This is a genomic window from Streptomyces sp. NPDC007991 (assembly GCF_042958445.1).
GTDB lineage: Bacteria > Actinomycetota > Actinomycetes > Streptomycetales > Streptomycetaceae > Streptomyces.
Genome location: NZ_JBIBJD010000004.1, coordinates 48,121 through 67,267, shown reverse-complemented (window position 1 = coordinate 67,267; position 19,147 = coordinate 48,121). Strand labels below are relative to the sequence as shown.

Genomic DNA, 19,147 nt, shown 5'->3' with positions numbered 1-19,147 from the left:
CTCCTCGTCGGGCCAGGCCGCAGGGTGAGCATACCCGTCACCCCTCTCCTCGTACGTGGGACAGTGCGGCGCGCAGGGAGCGCGTCACGGAGTGTTCGCCGCCGAGAACGTGGACCGCGACCTGGAGGGACTGGGCCAACACCACCGCCGCACGGTCGGGCTGCCCGGTGCGACGGAGTGCCTCGGCGAGGGCGTGCTGCGCGACGAGGGTCTCGGTGTGCTGCTCGCCCAGGATGCGGACTCTCGTGTCGACCACCTCTTGCAGTAGCGGCAGGGCCCTTTCGGCGTCGTCCAGGGACAGGCAGCCCAGCGCCAGTGAGTTGAGTGAGGTCAGGGTGTCCGGATGGTCCGGGCCGAGCACCCGCTTGCGGGCGGTCAACGCCCGTTCCAACAGCGTGATTGCTGTCGCCGGATCCGTCGTCAGGTGAGCGACACCGATGTTGTGGAGGGTCGCCAGAGTCCTGGGGTCGTCGTCACCGAGAACTCTGGTCTGACCGTCGAGCACCCGCCCGTAGGACTCTCGTGCCTCGTTCAGGTCCCCGGTCATCAGGTGCAGGTACGCCAGGTTGCCGCGGGTGGCGAGTGTGTCGGGATGCTCCTCACCCAGCATCCGGGCCTGCTCGACGAGGAGCCTGGTGTAGCGGTCCCGGGCACCCGTCAGGTCTCCTGCCGTGGCGAGGACGGAGGCGAGATTGTTCTCCGTGTGCAGCGTCTGGATGTGGTGCGGGCCCAGGATGCGCCTCTGGGCGGCGAGCAGTTGCTCGTACGTCGAGAAGGCCTGCTGCAGGTCGCCGACCGCGGCATACGCGGCCGCAAGGTTGTGCCGGGTGACGAGGGTGCGCGGATGGTCGTCTCCGAGCACCCGGCGCTGTTTGCGGAGGATCTCCTGGTACGCCTCCAGCGCGGCGTGCAGGTCGCCCAGCGATTGATGGGCCAGCGCGAGGTTCGCTGCCGTGACGAGCGTGCTGGGGTGGTCATCGCCCAGGATGTTCGTCTGGCGGCGATGGACGTCCGCGTACAGGCGAACCGCTGTGCTCAGATCGCCTGCCGAGGCGTAGGCGCCCGCCAGGTTGTTCATCACGGCCAGGGTGTCCGGGGCATCGTTGCCCACTGTCGCGCGCAGGTCCTCGACCGAGTGCTCGAGCAGCGCGACCGCTCGCCGTACGTTGCCCTGTGCGTGGTGGAATTCCCCGGTGCGGGCCCGCAGGGCGGCCGTGGCCAGGGTGGCGAGGTCCTGGGGGGTGTGGGTGTCGAGGTGGTCGATGTGCGGAACCAGGGTGCGCCACCAGGCCAGCGACTCCCGGCCCGTCGACTTGTCATCCGGGAGTGACGCCAGTAGAAGGTCGACCGCACGCTCGTGCGCCCGACGGATGTCGGCCGGGTTCCGGTGCGGGTCGGACGCGTCCGGAGTGCGGGCGGTCGCCTGGACCAGGGGATGGATGCGGATGAGGCCGTCCTCGAGAATGATCAGACTGTGGGCGGCGAGCCCGGTCAGGGCGCGGGTGATGTCCGGTCGGCGCCCCAGCTCGTCCGTGAGGGCGCGGGGGATGCCCGTCGGGGCGTACCAGGCCAGGACCCGAAGCACGTCAACGGCCGGTGAGAAGTGCGCCAGCCGGTCGAGCGTGATTTGCCACACCCGTCCGACGGTTCGCTCGGAATCCCACCCTTCGCCGAAGGACCGCAACATGTCCGCGGGGTATTCGTGCAGCATCTGGAGATAGTCGGCGGCACCGACATACGCCTCGCGACAGTAGGCGGCAGCCTGGGCGATCGCCAGCGGCAGCCTGCCGAGTTCATCGCACAAGGTGTTCACGCCGGCGGATGCGAAGGCGCTGTCGTCTCCGGTGGCGGAGATCCGCAGGAACAACTCGACGGCGGACGCCTGATCCAGTTCAGCGAGCCGCAGATCGACGGCCGCCGTGCCGTGCCAGCCCGTTGCCCGCCGGGTCGTCACCAGCATCCGGCCTCGCGTCCCAAGGCGCGCGAAGAGCGCTCGCACGTCATCGGGCTCGGTCACATCGTCGAGAACCAGCAGCCAGCCGCTGTGCGACACCAGCCATTGCAGCGCGCGGGCGCGCAGTGTGTCCGCGGGCAGCACGGCGAGAGCCGGCTGCAGGGCCCGGGCGAAGTCGGCCAGACCGGCGTCGATCGCCTGGCGCGTGTCGGCGTGGATCCACCACACCACATCACCCCGCGTCACGCTGAGCGCGGCGACACGCGCGGCGAGCGTCGACTTGCCCACGCCGCCCAGACCGTGCACCACGAGCAAGGGCGCCGGGCCTTCGGTGGCCAACGCACCGACCAGGAGCCGCAGCTCCCGCTCCCGCCCGACGAAGACCCCCGGCAGGCTGGGGAGGTTGGTCAGTCCGGGAACCGCCTCCACGTCTTCCAGGGGCGCGAACGCCTCGGGCGGCAGTACGACCGACGGGCTCACCGCACGCAGGGCTTCGGGAGAGCTGTCGGCCGCGACATGGGAGAACGCCATGGCCAGATCCGCGGCGACGTCGCCGGCGGGCGTCCCGTCCGAGCCGTCGGCTGCCGGGGCGCCCGCCCGGTCCCGGCGGCGTGGCCACTTCACGGGGTGACCCTACTCGTCAGACGGCGTGCTGCCCGGCGCGTCATCTCCCCGGCCCTGCGCCCGCATGGTCCTCCCCTTACACTCATCCGCGCCGCCGCCGTCCCGGTCATCATCGCGCACCCTCGCCTCTCGGCACCCGCCATCACGATGTCCCCCTGCGGAAGTCGTTCCGGCAACGCGTGCCGAACACGACCTCGGCACGCGCCCGCGCCGCCTCGATCTGCTGCGGTATGCGGTGCGCGCTGCTCTCGCTGGGAGTGCGGGCGACGGCCTGGACAAGACGGTGGACCCGCACGTTCTCCTGATCGAGTCCGATGAGGCTGTGTGCGGCCAGCCTGAGGAGCGCCTTGTGCAGGGCAGGAGGCGGAGCAAGAGGACGGAGCACGGGGCGCGGCACGTTCGTCGTCGCAAGCCCGAGTTCGGCCGGAGGGAACCAGGCGAGCGTGCGCAGGACGTCGCCGGCGAGCGGGGTGTCGGCAAGACGGTCGAGACTGGGCTCCCAGACCCCGGCCATGGTCCGCTCCAGCTGCGACCCCTCGTAGGGGGCCTGGTGCATGACGTCCGGAAACTCCGCGAGCTTGGCCAGATAGTGATGAGGTGTCATGCCTTCCTCCAGCAGGCAGTAGGCGGCCGCCTGCTGTACGGCCAGGGCGAGGAACCCGAGCTCCGCACAGAGCCGCCGTGCCTCGGCGACGACACGTCCTTCGTGCCTGGTGCAGATTCTGGTGAACAGTTCCACGGCCGCTTCTTCGGACAGCAGCGGTACCGGTACGGCGGTGGCGATGTCGTGCCATACGGCTGCGGCGAGCCGGGAAGTGATCAGGACACGCCCGTGGTCCCTGGCGATCGTTTTCAGGAAGCGCACGTCGTCCGGGTCGTTCACGTTGTCCAGCACCAGCAGCCAGCCGCTGTGCGACATCAGCCACTGCTGTGCCCGTTCGCTGAGCGCCTCCGGTGTCACAATGTTGGCCACCACGTCCTGCAGACGACCGCCGAATCTGGCCAGCCCGGCAGCGATGGACTTGGCCGAACGGCCGTCGACCCACCAAACCGGGTGGTACTGGTCGGCATGATGCACAGTCCACTGGGCGGCCAGTGTGGTCTTCCCGGTTCCGCCCAGCCCGTACAGCACCTGCATCATCGCCCCGTCGTCGAAACCCTTGCTGATCGCGTGGAGCTCGTCACGCCGTCCGACGAAGTTCCTCGGCTCGTCGGGTACTTTCCGCAGACCGGGCCCCGCAGGGATGTCGGCGGGTGACACGAAAGCCTCCGAGGGCACGGTCAGTGCCAGGTCCGTCCGGCTGTTCACCGCGGTGGCGCCGTCCCCGGTGGCCGCGGCTCCCACCCCGCCGCCCGCCGAGGCGGCCCGCTCGCCGGACGCCGAGACCAGGGCCGCCATGGGATCGCCCGCGAGGGGATCCTGTCCCAGCAGACTCAGTGGAGCCTCCGTTGTCCGCCAGGATGCAGGCGGCCACAGACGCCACTTCACGCCGACGGTCCCGACGCCCCGGGCACCTCGCCCGACATCCGCCCGGAACCCAAGGGCAGCCTGCAGTCACCTGAACTCCGCGCTGGACGTCGTCCCCGGCTGCCGCTTGCCCCCATGGGCCCATCATGGCGCGCGTCCTCACCGTGGGACACGGGATCGGCAAAGATGGGCAAACCCCTTGCGGGCGGGGGACATCGAGCGGCCGTGATGCGGCACGAACAAATCCGGCCTGATTGCCAGTGACTGCGGACTCGCAGGAAGCGGATCTGCCTCGGAACCCGTGACGAGAACACGCCGACCGAAGCCTGGGAGAGCCCCGTCGCGGCGGGTCTCACCGAGCTCCGCAGCGCGGGAAACCCTCTCTGACCTCCGTGAATGAAACGTTTTCCGCGCACAAAGATGCGTCAGCTCGTCGTTGACCGCCACTCCACGGTGGGGCGAGGGTGAGGGAGCCGGACCGGATGCCCGACACCACTTTCCCGGTCCCCCCTTTCCGGTCATCGAACTGAGCGCAGGAGGCCGTGATGCTCCACACGGACACCCGTGAAACCACCGAGCGCGGGGAGCACGAAGCGGCTGCCGCCACCAGCGAGCTGTTCTTCCAGCGGTGCCTGTGGTGCGGCACCCCCGCCTACCGCCGGTCGTTCTGCCGGGCCTGCGGATCCACGGCCTTCCGACGCGAGCGCAGCGCCGGCGCCGGAGCCGTCGTCCGCCGAACCGGCCACACTCCGCATCACACGTGGTTCGTCGCGATGGACGAAGGCTTCAACCTGCTCTGCCAGGTCACGGGGACGGAGCCCGTCGTGGTCGGGATCGGCGCCAGGGTGAGGGTCGTACGGACGGCCGCCCCTGTCGGTCAGGGCCTGCCCGTCGTCGAGCTCACCCACCCGGCGACGTCCTCGGAGCGCTGGTGGTGACGGCTGCCGGCTCGGACGGAGCGGTGTTCGCAGGCCGGTACGACGAGAGAGGAGGGTGCGTGGGCACCCAGTACGACGCGCCGGACGAACGGGCCGGCACCGGCCGCGAAGGTGCGGGGCGCGGTGCGCTGGAGGGGCTGCGCATCGCCGACTTCTCCCGGGTTCTCGCAGGGCCCTACGCCACGATGCTCCTCGCCGATCTCGGCGCCGAGGTGGTGAAGGTGGAGAGGCCGGGTGCCGGGGACGAGACCAGGGCCTGGCACCCGCCAGCGGACCACGACGGCACCTCCACGTACTTCCTGAGCGTGAACCGGAACAAGAAGTCCGTCACCCTGGACCTCACGACCGAGGCCGGTCTGGAACAGGCCCGTGCCCTGGTCGCCGAGTCCGACGTGCTGGTGGAGAACTTCCGTCCCGGCACGATGGAGCGGCTGGGGCTCGGTCCTCGCGAACTGCGCGCCCGGCACCCGGGGTTGGTCTACTGCTCGATCAGTGGCTTCGGCAGCGGTGCGGGCGCGGCGATCCCCGGATACGACCTGCTCGTGCAGGCAGTCGGCGGTCTGATGAGCGTGACCGGAGACGCGGCCGGGGAGCCGGTGAAGGCCGGCGTGGCACTCGTCGACGTGATCACCGGCCTGCACGCCTCGCTGGGCGTCCTGGCGGCCCTCAGGCACCGGGACGCCACCGGGCAGGGCCAGCTGGTCGAGGTGAACCTGCTCGGCTCGCTGCTGTCGGCCATGGTCAACCAGGCGTCGGCGTTCGCCGTCGCCGGCGTGGTGCCGGGCCGCCTGGGCAACGCGCACCCCAGCATCGCCCCGTACGAGACCTTCCCGGCCGCCGATCGTCCGCTCGCGATCGCGGTGGGCAACGACCGGCAGTTCGCGGCGCTCGCAGAGGTCGTCGGGGATCCCGGTCTCGCGCTGGACGACCGCTTCCGCACCAACGCCGACCGCGTCGCCCACCGCGCCGAACTCAAGGACCTGCTGACCGAACGGCTGGCCGCCGCCGGCGCCGACCAATGGGCAGCCGTCCTGCTGGCCGCGGGCGTGCCCGCCGGGCCGGTCAACACCCTCGACGAGGCCTTCGCCTTCGCGGCGAAGCTCGGCCTTCCCGGCATCGTCGACATCCCCGCCGCATCCGCCGACGGGGCGGAGGGCAGGCCCTCCCGTCAGATCGCGAGCCCCATCGCGCTGAGCGGCACACCCGCGCAGTACCGCCTGCCGCCGCCACGCCTCGGTCAGCACACCGCGGACATCCTCGACCGTCCTTCCGACTCCGCCACCGAACCGGAGGGACCGGTCACATGACCGACCCCCGGCTCGACACCAGCACCCCCGACCTCACCCGCCACCGTCACCGCCAGGAGCCCACGATGAGCCGCAAGCCGCTGAAGGACCCGCTCGACCTGCTCGACTTCTCCTCCACCCTCACCGACGAGGAACGCGAGATCCAGGCCACCGTCGCCAAGTTCCTCGCCGACCGGGTGCGCCCGCACCTCGGCGAGTGGTTCGAGAACGCGCACTTCGCCCGCGAACTCGCCCCTGAGCTCGGCAAGCTGGGCGTACTCGGCATGCATCTGGAGGGCTACGGCTGCGCCGGCACCAACGCCGTCTCCTACGGCCTGGCCTGCCTGGAACTTGAGGCGGCGGACTCCGGTTTCCGCAGCTTCGTCTCCGTGCAGGGCTCGCTGTCGATGTTCTCCATCTGGAAGTGGGGTTCGCAGGAGCAGAAGCTTCAGTGGCTGCCCCGGCTCGCCGCCGGTGAGGCGATCGGCTGCTTCGGCCTGACCGAGCCCGACTTCGGCAGCAATCCCGCCGGGATGCGTACGCGCGCCGTCCGCGACGGCGGCGACTGGATCCTCAACGGCTCCAAGATGTGGATCACCAACGGCGGCATCGCCGACGTGGCCACCGTCTGGGCGCAGACCGAGGACGGCGTCCGTGGCTTCCTCGTGCCGCGTGGCACTCCCGGCTTCACCACGCAGGACATCAAGCAGAAGATGTCGCTGCGCGCCTCGATCACCTCCGAGTTGTACTTCGACAACGTGCGGCTGCCGGAATCGGCGCGGCTGCCCCTGGCGGAGGGCCTGCGCGGACCGCTGTCCTGCCTGAACGAAGCCCGCTTCGGCATCCTGTTCGGCGCGGTCGGCGCCGCCCGTGACTCGCTCCAGGCGGCCATCGAGTACGCCGACTCCCGCGTGCAGTTCGACAAGCCGATCAGCGCCTTCCAGCTCACCCAGAAGAAGCTCGCCGACATGAGCGTCTCCGTGGGCAACGCCGCGCTGCTCGCCGTCCACCTGGGCCGGCTCAAGGACCAGCACCGCATCAGGCCCGAGCAGATCAGCGCCGGCAAGCTCAACAACGTGCGGGAAGCGATCGCCATCGCGCGCGAATGCCGCACCGTGCTGGGGGCCAACGGCATCTCCCTGGAGTACTCACCGCTGCGCCACGCCAACAACCTGGAGTCGGTGATGACCTACGAAGGCACCAACGAGATGCACACGCTGGTCGTCGGTCAGGCGATCACCGGATACCCGGCGTTCCGCTGACCGCCCCGGCCGAAGGAAGACGACCGTGAACATCGTCGTACTCGTCAAGCAGGTCCCGGACACCGGAGCCGAACGCACCCTGTCCGCCGACGATCACACCCTTGACCGCGAGGGTGCCGACCTGGTGCTCGACGAAATCAATGAACGCGCCGCGGAAGAGGCCCTGCGGCTGAAGGAGTCCTCGGGCGCCGAGGTCACCGTCGTGTCCATGGGTCCCGACTCCGCACTCGACGCCATCCGCAAGGTTCTGGCGATGGGTGCCGACCGCGCGATCCACATCTGCGACGACCGGCTCCGCGGCGCCGACGTGGTGACCACCGCCAAGGTGCTGGCGGCCGCCGTGCGAACGGTGGAGGACGTCGATCTGGTCCTGGCGGGCGACGCGACCACCGACGGACGGGCGAGCGCGGTCCCCGCCATCGTCGCCGAACTGCTCGGTCTGCCGCAGCTGACGCATGCGCGGGAGTTGGACGTGGAACAGGGGCGGGTGCGCGTGCAGCGCGCGACCGAGAGCGGCGAGGCGACGCTGGAGGCATCGCTGCCCGCGCTGGTCAGCGTCACCGAGAAGATCAACGAACCGCGCTACCCCTCGTTCAAGGGGATCATGGCCGCCAAGAAGAAACCGGTGGAGACGGTCGATCTCGACGACCTGTTTCCCGGCGCGGACGACGCCGGGTTCCGAGTGACCCGCACCCGTGTGGTCGAGGCCGTTCCGCGTCCGGCCCGGGCCGCAGGGATCCGTGTCACGGACGACGGCTCGGCCGGCCGGCAGCTCATCGAACACCTGATTGCCAACAAGCTCCTCTGAATCGAATCGCTCCGCAACAAGAAGCAGGCACCCCATGCCCGATGTCCTCGTCCTCGTCGACCACGACGGGGAACGCGTCCACAAGTCCACGTACGAACTCCTGTCCGCCGCAGGGAGGCTGGGAGACCCGGCCGCGGTCGTCGTGGGAACCCCCGGCACAGCGGCCCGCCTCGCGCAGTCCCTGGCCCGGTACGGCGCCACAACCGTCCACGCGGCGGAATCCACCGACGCGGCCGAGTTCCTGGCCACGCCCGCTGTCGATGCCCTTCAGCTCGCGGTCCGGGAAGCCTCTCCCGCCGCCGTTCTGATCGCCGCGACGGCGGACGGCAACGAGGTGGCCGGGCGTCTCGCCGCGCGGCTGGACGCCGGGCTGCTGATCGACGCGGTCGACCTGGACTCCTCCGGGGTGGCCACCCAGGTCGTCTTCGGCGGGTCGTACACCGTGCGCTCGCAGGTCACTCGGGGCGTACCGGTGATCACCGTACGCCCGGGGGCCTTTGAACCGGAAGAGCGTCCGGGCGGGCAGGCCGTGCGGCGGACGCTCGCCCTGCCGGCGGCCGACCCCGCCGCGTCCGCCCGTGTCACTGCCAGGCGCGCCGCACCCACGGGCGACCGGCCGGAGCTCACCGAGGCGAGCGTCGTCGTCTCCGGCGGCCGAGGTGTCGGCGGAGCGGACGGCTTCAAGGTGGTGGAGGAACTGGCCGACGCCCTGGGCGGTGCGGTGGGCGCCTCACGCGCCGCGGTCGACGCCGGGTACTACCCCCACCAGTTCCAGGTCGGGCAGACCGGCAAGTCCGTCTCCCCGCAGCTGTACGTCGCCCTGGGTATCTCCGGCGCCATCCAGCACCTCGCCGGGATGCAGACCTCCAAGACGATCGTCGCCGTCAACAAGGACCCGGAGGCCCCGATTCTCGGCCTCGCCGACTACGCCGTGGTGGGAGACCTGTTCGCGGTGGCGCCCCAGCTCACACAGGAAGTGGCAGCCCGCCGCACAGCCGGCTGACGTGGTGCGCCGTCGGCCGGCCTGTGCGACAAGGCCCCACCCGACCCGGACCAGCTCTCCACCAGGGGCGGGTGGGTTCGACGACTGGGCGACGGGAGCGGCGGCCCTGCTCGTCGCTCTCGCCGGCCTTCACGCCGGCCGGCCCGGTGAGCCGGCACTGTGGCACGCCAGCGTCGGCGATCAGCTCCACGAAGCCCTCGGCCTGCCCGTCGCCGGGGCCGAGGGACCCCGGCAGGTACTCCGTTCACGGGGATGCGCCGCGGCGCTCGCGAAGGCCGCCGGTTCGCTGTTCGGCCTGCACCCCGCCCCGCCTCCGCCAGCGGCCGCACAGGCCACCGCCTCACCCCTTCCGCCCGACGGGACGACGAGCATCCTGTTCCAGTGTTGCGGCATCTGGGTGTGCCGGCCTGCGTGCACGGAGCAGGCCAGGGAGCTTCCGCGGGCCGGTCAACCGGTCGTCAAGCGGCCAGGCGCCGGAAGCGGCTGCCGTGGAAGACCAGTGGCGCACGGTCGGGTTCGGCCTTCAGGCCGTGGATCTCCAGCACGACGATGGTGTGGTCCCCTCCGGGGAACTCCGCGTGGAGCGAGCAGTCCAACCAGAGGTTGGCACGGCGGATGTACACGCTGCCGCCCTCGCCGGCCTCCCAGTCGACCTCCGCGAACCGGTCCCCGCCTCTTCCGGCCAGTGAGCGGCAGACCAGGTCCTGTCCCTCGGCCAGCACGCTCAGGCCCAGACGGCTCTGCCTGCGCAACTTCGGCCAGGTCGACGAGGTGTCCTGGACACAGACCGACACCAGAGGGGGGGCGAGGGAGACCGGGGTGAACGTACTCGCGGCCATGCCCACCGGCGTACCGGAGTCGAGCGCGCACAGGGCTGTCACCCCGGACGGGAAACAACCGAAGGCCTGGCGCAGCACGGCGGGATCCGTCGGTGTCGCGACGAGCGGGCTCATCCGGTGACCTCCTGACCCGACAGGACCGCGCCCAGGCGACGCATCGAGCCGTTGTTGCCGGCCACGTGCTGGGAGACGCAGCGGACATCGCGCCAGCGACGCTGCAGGGGGCTGGAGCTGTAGATCCCGGAGCTCCCCGACAGCGTCATGATCTCGTTGAGTATCCGGATGCCCTCGTGGTGGATGTGCTGGTGGCCGCCGGTGTAGCGGAACCACTCGGCCGGGGTGGGCTCGTCTCCCGCCAGGGCCCGGTCCATGACCGTTCGGCCGGTCCGCTCCAGCAGGGCGTCGAGGGCCGCCGTACGCAGGTGCAGCTCGGCGAACCTCTCCTGGAACACCGGATCCTCACCGATGACCACCCTCGGGTTGAACGCCGGCCGCTTGGTGGCGGCCAGTTCGGCCAGGTCGCCCAGCGCACCCTCCAGACAGCCGACGATGACGGCGTCGTGCGAGGCGCCCGTGGCCGTGTACGGCAGGTCGTAGAAGGGAGCGGGGATGTTGTTGCCGCCCATCAGCGGGCCCGTGAAGCGCTCCGGCACGAAGACGTCGTCCATGGTGAAGTCGGTGCTCTGTGTGGCACGCAGGCCCACCGCGTCCCATGTGTCGAGGAAGGACACGTGCTCGGGGCGGATCAGCGCGACGCGCATGTCGGGGCGCCCGTCGGGCAGCGGGGGCGCGCCCTCGACCACGAAGCCCGCGAGGATCCAGTCCGGGGTGAACGAGCCGCTGGCCAGCGGCCAGCGGCCACTGATCCGGTAGCCGCCCGCCACCGCCGTCGCCGCCCCCTTCGGGGCGATCGCCCCACGGAGCATCAGGTCCGCGCCGTCGCCGAAGACCTCTTTCTCGAGCGTCTCCCGAGGCAGCGACCGCACGAAGAACCAGGCCATCGAGGCGGCCTGAACGGTCCAGCCGGTCGAGCCGTCGGCACGCGAGATCTCCCGGACCACTCGCGCGCTCTCCACCAGGTCGAGTTGCGCGCCGCCCCATGCCGTGGGCAGGGCCATCCGGAACACGCCGGCCTGACGCAGGGCCGTGATGATCTCCGCGGGAACCGACCGGGCCGCCTCGGCCTCGGCCGACCGCGCCGCGATCTCGGGCAGATGCGCGCGGACACGGCCGAGCACGCCGTCGTCGGTTGCCCGGTCGGAGGATGCGGGGGGCTGGAGCAATGTCGTCATGATGTGTCCTTGTGAGTGCCTGCGGTCGGAGACGACCGCCGCGGTCCTGGAGCGGTCGGCGCGGTCCTGGGGCCATCGGCGCGTCCCGTTCACTGCCCGAATGATGTGGGGCGTGGCACAGGCCCCGCTTGTATGGGAGAGCACAGGTTTTTGCTCGGGTGAGAACAGTTCCCGACCGGCCACAGCGGCGGGACGTCCCGCACAAGTGGCCGGTCGCAGAACGGGTCGGATTTCGCCCGGGGTGTCCTACACTCCGGCCAGGAGGAGAGCAGAATGCCCCGGATGACGACGCCGAGCGATGCCACGGCCGGCGAGAGGCTGGAATCCTGGCGGGACGCCGTCAGCCGGAGCCTGGTGCCCCTGGCGGTCCTGCCTCGCGAATGCTCCGACTTCCGCGCGTCGCTGCACGCCGCGCGGGTGGGCCAGGTACAGATGTCGGTCATCACGGCCGAACCGCACAGCGTCGCGCGCACCCGACGGCACATCACCTCCGACGCGCCCGACCTCCTCCAGCTCACGCTGCAGCTCAGCGGGCAGGGGGTGCTCACCCAGAAAGATCGTCAGGCCCAGGTGCGCCCGGGGGAACTGGTGGTCTACGACACCCGCTCGCCCTTCACCTACGACTTGCGGCAGTCCCACACCGGCCTCGTCCTGATGTTCCCCCGCGCCATGCTGCGCATCACGGAACGTGATCTGGCGCGGGTGACGGCGACACCGGTGCCGTGCCACGACGGGCTCGGCCAAGTCGTGCAGCCCCTCCTCTACGGGCTGGCGCGGCAGATGGCACACCTGGAGTCCTGTGGCGCGCCCCGGTTCGCCGACCACGTGGTCGGTCTGATCGGCACCCTTCTCGCGGAGCAGGCCGGGGCGGACCGGACAACCGAGGAGGACGGCCCGGGCGTGCTCACCCAGCGCCTGTTCACCTACATGGAGGAGCGGCTCGCCGACCCCGGGCTGAGCCCCGAAGGCATCGCGGCCGCCCACCGCATCTCCCGCCGCTACCTGTACAAGTTGCTGGCCGCACAGGGACACACCGTCTCGGGCTGGATCCGGGAACAGCGTCTGGAACGGTGCCGGCGCGACCTCGCCGATCCGGCCATGGACCACCTTCCGGTCGGCGCCATCGGTGGACGCTGGGGCTTTTCCGACCCGGCCCACTTCAGCCACGCCTTCAAGGCGGCCTACGGCATGAGCCCCCGGGCTGCGCGCGCGGCCGCCCTCAGGCTGCCTGGTAGTTGAAGAACCCCTGTCCCGACTTGCGGCCCAGCAGGCCCGATTCGACCATGCGGCGCAGCAGCGGCGGCGGGGCGTACAGCGGTTCGCGGTACTCCTCGTACAGGGCCTCGCCTATCGCCGCCACCGTGTCCAGGCCGATGAGGTCGGCCAGGCGCAGCGGGCCCATGGGGTGGGCGCAGCCGGCGGTCATGGCCGTGTCGATGTCCTCGGCCGTCGCGGTGCCGGAACCGACCATGCGCACCGCTGCCAGCAGGTACGGAATCAGCAAGGAGTTGACGACGAATCCCGCGCGGTCCTGAGTGACGATCGTCTTCTTGCCCAGGGTCTCGGCGGCGAAGCCGCGTACGCGCTGTTCCGTGGCCTTGGAGGTGTGCATCGAGGGGATCACCTCGACCAACGGCATGGCGGGGACCGGGTTGAAGAAGTGCAGGCCCACCACCGCCTGAGGACGTCCGGTCACGGCGGCGAGCCGGGCGATGGGGATCGAGGAGGTGTTGCTGGCCAGCACGGCGGACGGATTGGTGACCACCTTGTCCAGCTGTTGGAACAGCTCTGTCTTGGCCCGCTCGTCCTCGACGGCGGCTTCGATCACCAGGTCGGCGCCGGACAGCCGGGACAGGTCGTCGGTGACCGAGATCCCGGCGAGGGCGTGGGCGCGGTCTTCCGGGCCGATGGCGCCGTGCTTCTCCGCCTTGAGCAGTGAGTCGGCGACGCCTGTCAGCCCGGCGCGGGCCCTGTCCTCGGTGACGTCGCACAAGGTGACGTGCAGCCCGGCCCGGGCGCAGACCTCGGTGATGCCCCGGCCCATCTGCCCGGCGCCGACGACGCCCACGTGCTTGATCGCTGTCATGTTCTCCTCCGCCTGTTCCCGCGTCCGGCGGCGCTTGGCCGACGCCGTGACGGTCTGTGCCGCGGTGTCGAGACTAGGCCGGGGACAACCCCTCTGACCTGCTCTGATGATGCGTTTTCGGCGCACAAACATGCGCCGGTCCGGTGTCGGCAGGTGGCCGGACACCCGCCGGAGAGCGGGGGTTTCAGCCGGCGGTGACAGTGGCGGCAGCCGCCTCCCGCAGACGGCGGATCACACCGCGCACCGCGGGCGAGGTCTCGCCCCTGCGGAAGGCGCCGACCAGACTGGTCGTCAGCGCCACGTCGGCCAGCGGACGGTAGGCCACGCCCGGGATCTGGACGCGGCGCAGCGAATCGGGGACCAGGGCGACCGCGAGACCTCCGCCGACCATGGTCAGAGCCGCGATGAAGTCCCGTACCGGGGGAGCACACCGCGGGCTGAAGCCCCCTTGCTCCGCCACGTCGAGGATCTGGTCGCGGCAGCCGTACTCCTCGTCGAAGTGCGGGGCGACGAAGCACTGGTCGCGCAACTGTGCCGCCGGGACCGCCTCGTAGGCCGCCAGCGGGGCGCCGGCCGGCAGGGCCAGGACGACGTCCTCGGTGAGCAGGCGGGTGGCCGTGACCTCGGGCGGGTACTCCGGCCTGAAGCGCAGGAATCCGACGTCGATGTCCCCGCAGACCAGCGCCTCCAGTTGGGCGGGTGTCTCCAGCTCACGCACCTGCACGGTCAGTTCGGTGCCGGGAGCGGCGCAGCGGGTGAGGACGTCGGTCAGCACCCCGGAGAAAGCGGCCGAGGCGACGTAGGCGATCTGGGCGTGACCCAGTTCTCCGCGACCGGCACGCCGGCCTACGGCCTCGGCCCGGGCGGCCTGGGCGAGGGTCAGCCGCGCCTCTTCGAGGAACAGCACCCCGGCGCTGGTGAGCGCGGGGCGGGTGCGCCGTCCGCGGTCGATGAGCCGCACACCGAGGTGTGACTCCAGTGCTCTGACCTGGGCGCTGAGTGCCGAGGGGGCAAGGTGCAAACGGTCGGCCGCCCGTGCGAAGTGCAGTTCCTCCGCGACGACGACGAACGATTCCAGCCAGCGCAGTTCCATCGGCTCCTCCATCCCGCCGGGCCCGCTCCGAGGAGGGAACGGGCTGGGTGTACGGCCTGTGGTGAGCACACCCCGCGGCGCTCGTCAGGGCAGAACAGGATCGCCGCGGGGTGAGTAGGGGGCAGGGGCCGTCGGCAGCACGGCCGGTGGCGGTTCAGGGGATGACGACGTAGTTGCTGAATCCGCCGTCGCGGTCCTCGAGTCCCGAGATCGCCTCGTTGACCCTGGCCAGCGGGAAGGGCTTGGTCTGCAGGTACGACAGGTCCAGGGCGCCGGTGGCCACCATGTCGGCGAGTTCCTGCCCCTGGGCGGTGGAGAACCAGTTGGAGCCGATCAGCTGCACCTGTTCGTCCATGAGCCACTTCACGTCCACGGGCAGCCGGTCGGCGACGCCGCCGACGTTGACGACCCTGCCGCCGCGGCGGACGCCCTGCATGGAGTCGAGCATCGTCTCCACCGGGGCCTTGGCGCCCAGCGCGCTGATCACGTAGTCGGCGCCCTCACCGCCGGTGCGGGACTTGGCCCACTCACCGGTGGAGCCGTCGCCGAGCCGCATGACCTCGATCCGCTCCGGGGCCAGTTCCTTGACGCGCTTGAGGAGTTCCTCGTTGCGGCCGGTCCCGAGGACCCGGGAGGCGCCGGAGGCGAGCGCGAGCAGGGTCGACGCGACACCGAGTGTGCCCGTGACCCCGTCGATCAGCGCGACCTGGCCGGGGCCGGCGGCGGCGTTCCTGAGGGCTCCGTAGGACGTGCCGATGTAGCCGAGCTTGCCGGCCTGCTCGAAGGTCATGTTGTCGGGGAGGTTGACGATCGAGGACTGGGGTGCGGTCATGTACTGCGAGAAACCGCCGTACGGATACAGGTCGAAGATCCGCTGGCCGTCGCGCGAGGTGCTGAAGTAGCCGTTCAGCGTGAAGTAGCGGCAGCGGCTCAGTTCGCCGCCCCGGCATACCTGGCAACTGCCGCACCCGCGCAGCGGGTTGACGTACACCCGGTCGCCGGGCTTGGTGTGCAGCACCGCATCGCCGACCGCCTCGACCACACCCGCGGCGTCCAGTCCGAAGATCGCGGGGAACTTGGGCAGCGGCTGGTGCGGGAACCAGGTGGGCCAGTTGTTGATCACGTTGGCCATGTTCGGCACGATCCCGCACGCCTTGACCCGCACCAGCACGTCGGTCGCCCGCGGGGTGGGCACGTCGATGCTGTCGATCGACATCGGCTCACCGAGCGCGTGCAGTCGTGCAGCGAGCATTTTCGCCATCGAAATACTCCTTGGAAATACTCCGTCCCGACGGTCGAGGGGCGGAGGAAACATTGAGGGTCCTTTACGGCGCCGAGTTCTACGATGTCGGGAAGGGATTGCGATAATTTTCCTCGAGGTCGATGTCCAGCAGCCCCATGATGCGGACGCCCGAGTTGTACCAGGCGATGGACAAGGACAGTTCGACCATCTGCCGGTCCGTCAGCAGGTCGGCGGCGGCACGCCAGGTCTGCTCGGAGACGTCGACCTGGAGCGTGGACTCCTTGGCGAGGCGCATCACGGCCTTCTCCGTGTCGTCGAACAGACCCGAAGACTCGAAGTCGGGCACCGCCGCGAGCTGTTCCTCGGTGAGTCCGGCCTTGAGCCCGTGCGACTGGTGGTGCGCGACCTCGTACGCGGACCGGGTCGCGTATCCGACGGTAAGGATCGCCAGTTCCCGCAAACGGGGGCTGAGGTCGGCGGCTCGCAGCGAGTTGGCGTAGGTCAGGAAGGCGTCCAGCTGGGCCGGCGCGTTGGCGAGGGCGAGGAAGATGTTCGCCGTCGGTACCTTGCGTTCGGCTTCCAGCCGGTCGTACAGGGGTTTGTGTGCCGGGTCCGCGTCCTCGCGGTTCAGGTAGGGCACTCGTGCCACGGTGTCTCCTCGGGTGACGTAGGGGTGAAGGGGCCGGGCCGGGCCGGGTCAGGGGGCGGACTGCTCCAGCAGGAAACGTTCGAGTGACATCGGCTTCGGCGGCTCGGCCGGCGGGATCAGCGGCGCGCCGACGAAGGGCGACGCCTCGAAGTACCACTTCTCCAGGGCCGGCAGACCCCAGCGGGCGTTGGTGCTCAGCGACGCGGCGTCCCAGCGGACGGGCTCGATCTCGGTGTCGATCGTCTGGTAGTGGCTGTTGAAGACCTCCACCCGGTGCCCGTCGGGGTCGCGGAGGTAGGCGAAGAGCATTCCGCCCGGCCCGTGCCGGCCGGGGCCGCGCTCCACCCCGTCGCCGTAGCCGAGGATGCCCGCCCAGTCGCAGGCGGTGAAGATGTCGCGGCTCTCGGAGACGGTGTAGGCGAAGTGGTGCAGGGCGGGCCCGGTGTTCTCGACGATCGCCAGGTCCAGGCAGGTGCCCTTGCGGTACATGAAGGCGCCCAGCAGTTTGTCGCCGTGCTCCAGGTACTCCGAGTTGCGGAAGCCGAGCTCGCTGTAGAAGGCGCACAGCTCGTAGGTGTCGGGCGCGAAGATCTGGTAGTGGTCCAGCCGCTGCGCGTGGGCGCCCTTGTAGGAGGCGAAGTCGATGTGCAGCCGAGGCCGGGTCTCCATGTGCGCGCACAGTTCGAGCGGGGTGCCGATGGGGTCGCTGACGTGCAGGGTGCGGCCCTGGTACGGGGCGTCGACCCACTCGGCGGGCAGCCCCCGCTCACGGAACCAGGCGTACGCGAGGTCCAAGTCCTCGTCGAAGAAGACCCGGTAGCCGACCCGCCTGCACGATCCTGCTCCCTCCTCGTCCAGCTCCAGCACGAGGCTGTGGTGGCACGCCTCGGCCAGGCCGCGGAGGTAGCAGGTGCGTTCGTCCTCGTCGCTGACGACGAGGCCCAGCGCGTTCACGTAGAAGTTCCGGCTCTCGGCCAGATCGGCGACCGTGAGACGGACGTGACTGGAGCGGGTGATGTTGAAATTCGGGCGCAGATTGACGGGTGGCAGCATGCTGGTCTCCGTGCTCGGATCGGCTTTTGGAATTCGAATGACTTTAATGCTCCGAAGCCGATTCAGGGCCTGGACGCAAAGGACGTGGGGTCGGCGAACGGGAACGCGGACCAGCCGCTGAATTCGGCGGAATCACCGAGGGACTCCTCGATGCGCAAAACCTCGTTCCACTTCGCCATGCGCTCGGAGCGGGTGAACGATCCCACCTTCAGCTGGCCGGCGTCCCAGCCGACGCTCAGATGGGCGATGGTGATGTCCTCGGTCTCTCCGGAACGGGCCGAGACGATCGTGCCGAAGCCGGCGTCCTTTCCGGCCCGCAGGGCCTGGAACGCCTCCGTGACCGTGCCGGCCTGGTTCGGCTTGATGAGGACGGCGTTCACCGCTTTGCCGGTGGCCGCGGCCTCCACCCGTTCGGCGTTCGTGACGAGGTAGTCGTCGCCGATCACCTGGCAGTGGCGGCCGTGGCGCCGGGTGAACTCCAGCATTCCGTCGTGGTCGTCCTCGCCCACCGGGTCCTCGACGGACAGGATCGGGTACTGCCTGATCCAGCCGCCCAGCATGTCGATCAGCGCCTCGGTGTCCAGGGTGCGGTCGTCCAGGGCCAGGGTGTACTTGCCCGCACTGCCGAACTGCGAGGCCGCGACGTCCAGGGAGATGCCGACCTGGGTGGCGGGAGCGAACCCCGCGCTCTCGATGGCGAGGCTCAGCGTCTCCAGCGCTTCCTCGTTGGAGTCGAAGGCGGGCCAGAAGCCGCCCTCGTCGGCGACGCCCTGGGCCTTGCCGGCGGCGCGCATCAGGCTCCCGGCCGCCCGGTAGATCTCCGCCGTCCAGTCCAGTGCCTCGGAGAAGCTCCGTGCCGCGGGGCAGACCACCATGAAGTCCTGGACGTCGACCCGGCGGTCCGCGTGGGCGCCGCCGCCGAAGATCTGGATCTCCGGCAGCGGAATGCGGACCGGATGCCCGCCCGCCAGGTGCTGCCACAGTGGTACGTCCGCCGAAGCGGCGCCGGCGTGCAGGACCGCCATGGACGTGGCCACGATCGCGTTGCCGCCGAGACGGCCGCGGTCGGGGGTGCCGTCCAGGTCCACCAGAAGGCGGTCGACGGCCTCCTGGTCGGCCGCGTCGAGGTCCAGCAGAGTGGGCGCGATCTCACGGTTGACCGACGCCACCGCGCGCCGGACGTCGAGTCCGCCGAAGCGGTCGCCGCCGTCGCGCAGGTCGAGCGCCTCGCCCTGTCCCGTCGAGGCCCCCGCGGGTGCGATGGCCCGTCCGATCGCGCCGTCCGCGAGGTGGACCTCCACCTCGACGGTCGGCCGGCCGCGTGAGTCCCACACCCTGCGACCGTGGAGCCTGGCGATCCGCGTGTCTGTCATGACGGTGCGACCTTTCGGAGTTCGGGACGATGAGCGGGAGGAACCCCTGCCGACCGGCGGCGGGAGAGGGCGAACCCATGGTGCGACACAGGGACCCCGACTGATGAATGCTAACGATAGCGCAATCCTGCGAAGAGCTGACTGACCTGTCAAGGGCCAGGCAGTATCGAGTTCGG

At 70.3% G+C, this 19,147-nt stretch carries 16 protein-coding genes; 6 read left to right on the top strand and 10 right to left on the bottom strand.

Annotation, left to right across the window (positions count from 1 at the left end):
• Window positions 1–37 precede the first annotated feature (37 nt).
• Together ACFZDA_RS11990 and ACFZDA_RS11985 are read right to left on the bottom strand one after the other, a co-directional pair.
• The gene (locus ACFZDA_RS11990; RefSeq protein WP_391078748.1) at window positions 38–2,578 is read right to left on the bottom strand and encodes a tetratricopeptide repeat protein; all 2,541 of its coding nucleotides are present in this window, start codon (window positions 2,576–2,578) and stop codon (window positions 38–40) included.
• Window positions 2,579–2,720: 142 nt separating this feature from the next.
• Window positions 2,721–3,977 (bottom strand): NB-ARC domain-containing protein, encoded by a 1,257-nt coding sequence (locus ACFZDA_RS11985; RefSeq protein WP_391078745.1) that lies wholly within the window; start codon window positions 3,975–3,977, stop codon window positions 2,721–2,723.
• Window positions 3,978–4,591: 614 nt separating this feature from the next.
• On the opposite strand from ACFZDA_RS11985, the gene ACFZDA_RS11980 reads away from it, so the two are divergent.
• The 5 genes from ACFZDA_RS11980 to ACFZDA_RS11960 all read left to right on the top strand — a co-directional run bounded on the left by ACFZDA_RS11980 (window position 4,592) and on the right by ACFZDA_RS11960 (window position 9,343).
• The gene (locus ACFZDA_RS11980) at window positions 4,592–4,984 is read left to right on the top strand and encodes a zinc ribbon domain-containing protein (protein WP_391078743.1); all 393 of its coding nucleotides are present in this window, start codon (window positions 4,592–4,594) and stop codon (window positions 4,982–4,984) included.
• Between the two features lie 59 nt (window positions 4,985–5,043).
• On the top strand, window positions 5,044–6,291 hold the full coding sequence (locus tag ACFZDA_RS11975; protein WP_391078741.1) for a CoA transferase: 1,248 nt from the start codon (window positions 5,044–5,046) through the stop codon (window positions 6,289–6,291).
• A 65-nt stretch (window positions 6,292–6,356) separates the two neighbouring features.
• Window positions 6,357–7,532, top strand: a complete 1,176-nt coding sequence (locus ACFZDA_RS11970; protein WP_391080092.1) for an acyl-CoA dehydrogenase family protein — start codon at window positions 6,357–6,359, stop codon at window positions 7,530–7,532.
• A gap of 25 nt (window positions 7,533–7,557) precedes the next feature.
• Window positions 7,558–8,340, top strand: coding sequence for an electron transfer flavoprotein subunit beta/FixA family protein (locus ACFZDA_RS11965; protein WP_391078738.1), 783 nt, complete (start codon window positions 7,558–7,560; stop codon window positions 8,338–8,340).
• 34 nt (window positions 8,341–8,374) lie between these two features.
• Window positions 8,375–9,343 (top strand): FAD-binding protein, encoded by a 969-nt coding sequence (locus ACFZDA_RS11960; protein WP_391078735.1) that lies wholly within the window; start codon window positions 8,375–8,377, stop codon window positions 9,341–9,343.
• 458 nt (window positions 9,344–9,801) lie between these two features.
• Here the strand turns inward: ACFZDA_RS11960 and ACFZDA_RS11955 are convergent, their stop codons facing one another.
• Together ACFZDA_RS11955 and ACFZDA_RS11950 are read right to left on the bottom strand one after the other, a co-directional pair.
• The gene (locus ACFZDA_RS11955; RefSeq protein ID WP_391078732.1) at window positions 9,802–10,296 is read right to left on the bottom strand and encodes a flavin reductase; all 495 of its coding nucleotides are present in this window, start codon (window positions 10,294–10,296) and stop codon (window positions 9,802–9,804) included.
• Complete coding sequence (locus tag ACFZDA_RS11950; RefSeq protein ID WP_391078729.1) at window positions 10,293–11,474, bottom strand: acyl-CoA dehydrogenase family protein; 1,182 nt, start codon at window positions 11,472–11,474, stop codon at window positions 10,293–10,295. The genes ACFZDA_RS11955 and ACFZDA_RS11950 overlap by 4 nt, the downstream gene beginning before the upstream one ends.
• A gap of 282 nt (window positions 11,475–11,756) precedes the next feature.
• Between ACFZDA_RS11950 and ACFZDA_RS11945 the strand changes: the two genes are divergently transcribed.
• Window positions 11,757–12,713 carry a helix-turn-helix domain-containing protein gene (locus tag ACFZDA_RS11945; protein WP_391078727.1) on the top strand — a complete coding sequence of 319 codons (957 nt, stop codon included), beginning with the start codon at window positions 11,757–11,759 and terminating at the stop codon, window positions 12,711–12,713.
• On the opposite strand, the gene ACFZDA_RS11940 is transcribed toward ACFZDA_RS11945, so the two are convergent.
• The 6 genes from ACFZDA_RS11940 to eno all read right to left on the bottom strand — a co-directional run bounded on the left by ACFZDA_RS11940 (window position 12,694) and on the right by eno (window position 18,971).
• A complete protein-coding gene (locus tag ACFZDA_RS11940) occupies window positions 12,694–13,560 on the bottom strand; it encodes a 3-hydroxybutyryl-CoA dehydrogenase (RefSeq protein ID WP_391078725.1) in 867 nt (288 codons plus the stop codon). The genes ACFZDA_RS11945 and ACFZDA_RS11940 overlap by 20 nt on opposite strands.
• 184 nt (window positions 13,561–13,744) lie before the next feature.
• A complete protein-coding gene (locus ACFZDA_RS11935; RefSeq protein ID WP_391078722.1) occupies window positions 13,745–14,653 on the bottom strand; it encodes a LysR substrate-binding domain-containing protein in 909 nt (302 codons plus the stop codon).
• 154 nt (window positions 14,654–14,807) lie between these two features.
• A complete protein-coding gene (locus ACFZDA_RS11930; RefSeq protein WP_391078720.1) occupies window positions 14,808–15,914 on the bottom strand; it encodes an alcohol dehydrogenase catalytic domain-containing protein in 1,107 nt (368 codons plus the stop codon).
• Between the two features lie 79 nt (window positions 15,915–15,993).
• Window positions 15,994–16,545: a carboxymuconolactone decarboxylase family protein gene (locus ACFZDA_RS11925; protein WP_391078718.1), complete on the bottom strand. Its 552-nt coding sequence runs from the start codon at window positions 16,543–16,545 to the stop codon at window positions 15,994–15,996.
• 48 nt (window positions 16,546–16,593) lie between these two features.
• On the bottom strand, window positions 16,594–17,598 hold the full coding sequence (locus ACFZDA_RS11920; protein WP_391078715.1) for a VOC family protein: 1,005 nt from the start codon (window positions 17,596–17,598) through the stop codon (window positions 16,594–16,596).
• A gap of 62 nt (window positions 17,599–17,660) precedes the next feature.
• Window positions 17,661–18,971 carry a phosphopyruvate hydratase gene (gene eno, locus ACFZDA_RS11915; RefSeq protein ID WP_391078712.1) on the bottom strand — a complete coding sequence of 437 codons (1,311 nt, stop codon included), beginning with the start codon at window positions 18,969–18,971 and terminating at the stop codon, window positions 17,661–17,663.
• Between the last annotated feature and the right edge of the window lie 176 nt (window positions 18,972–19,147).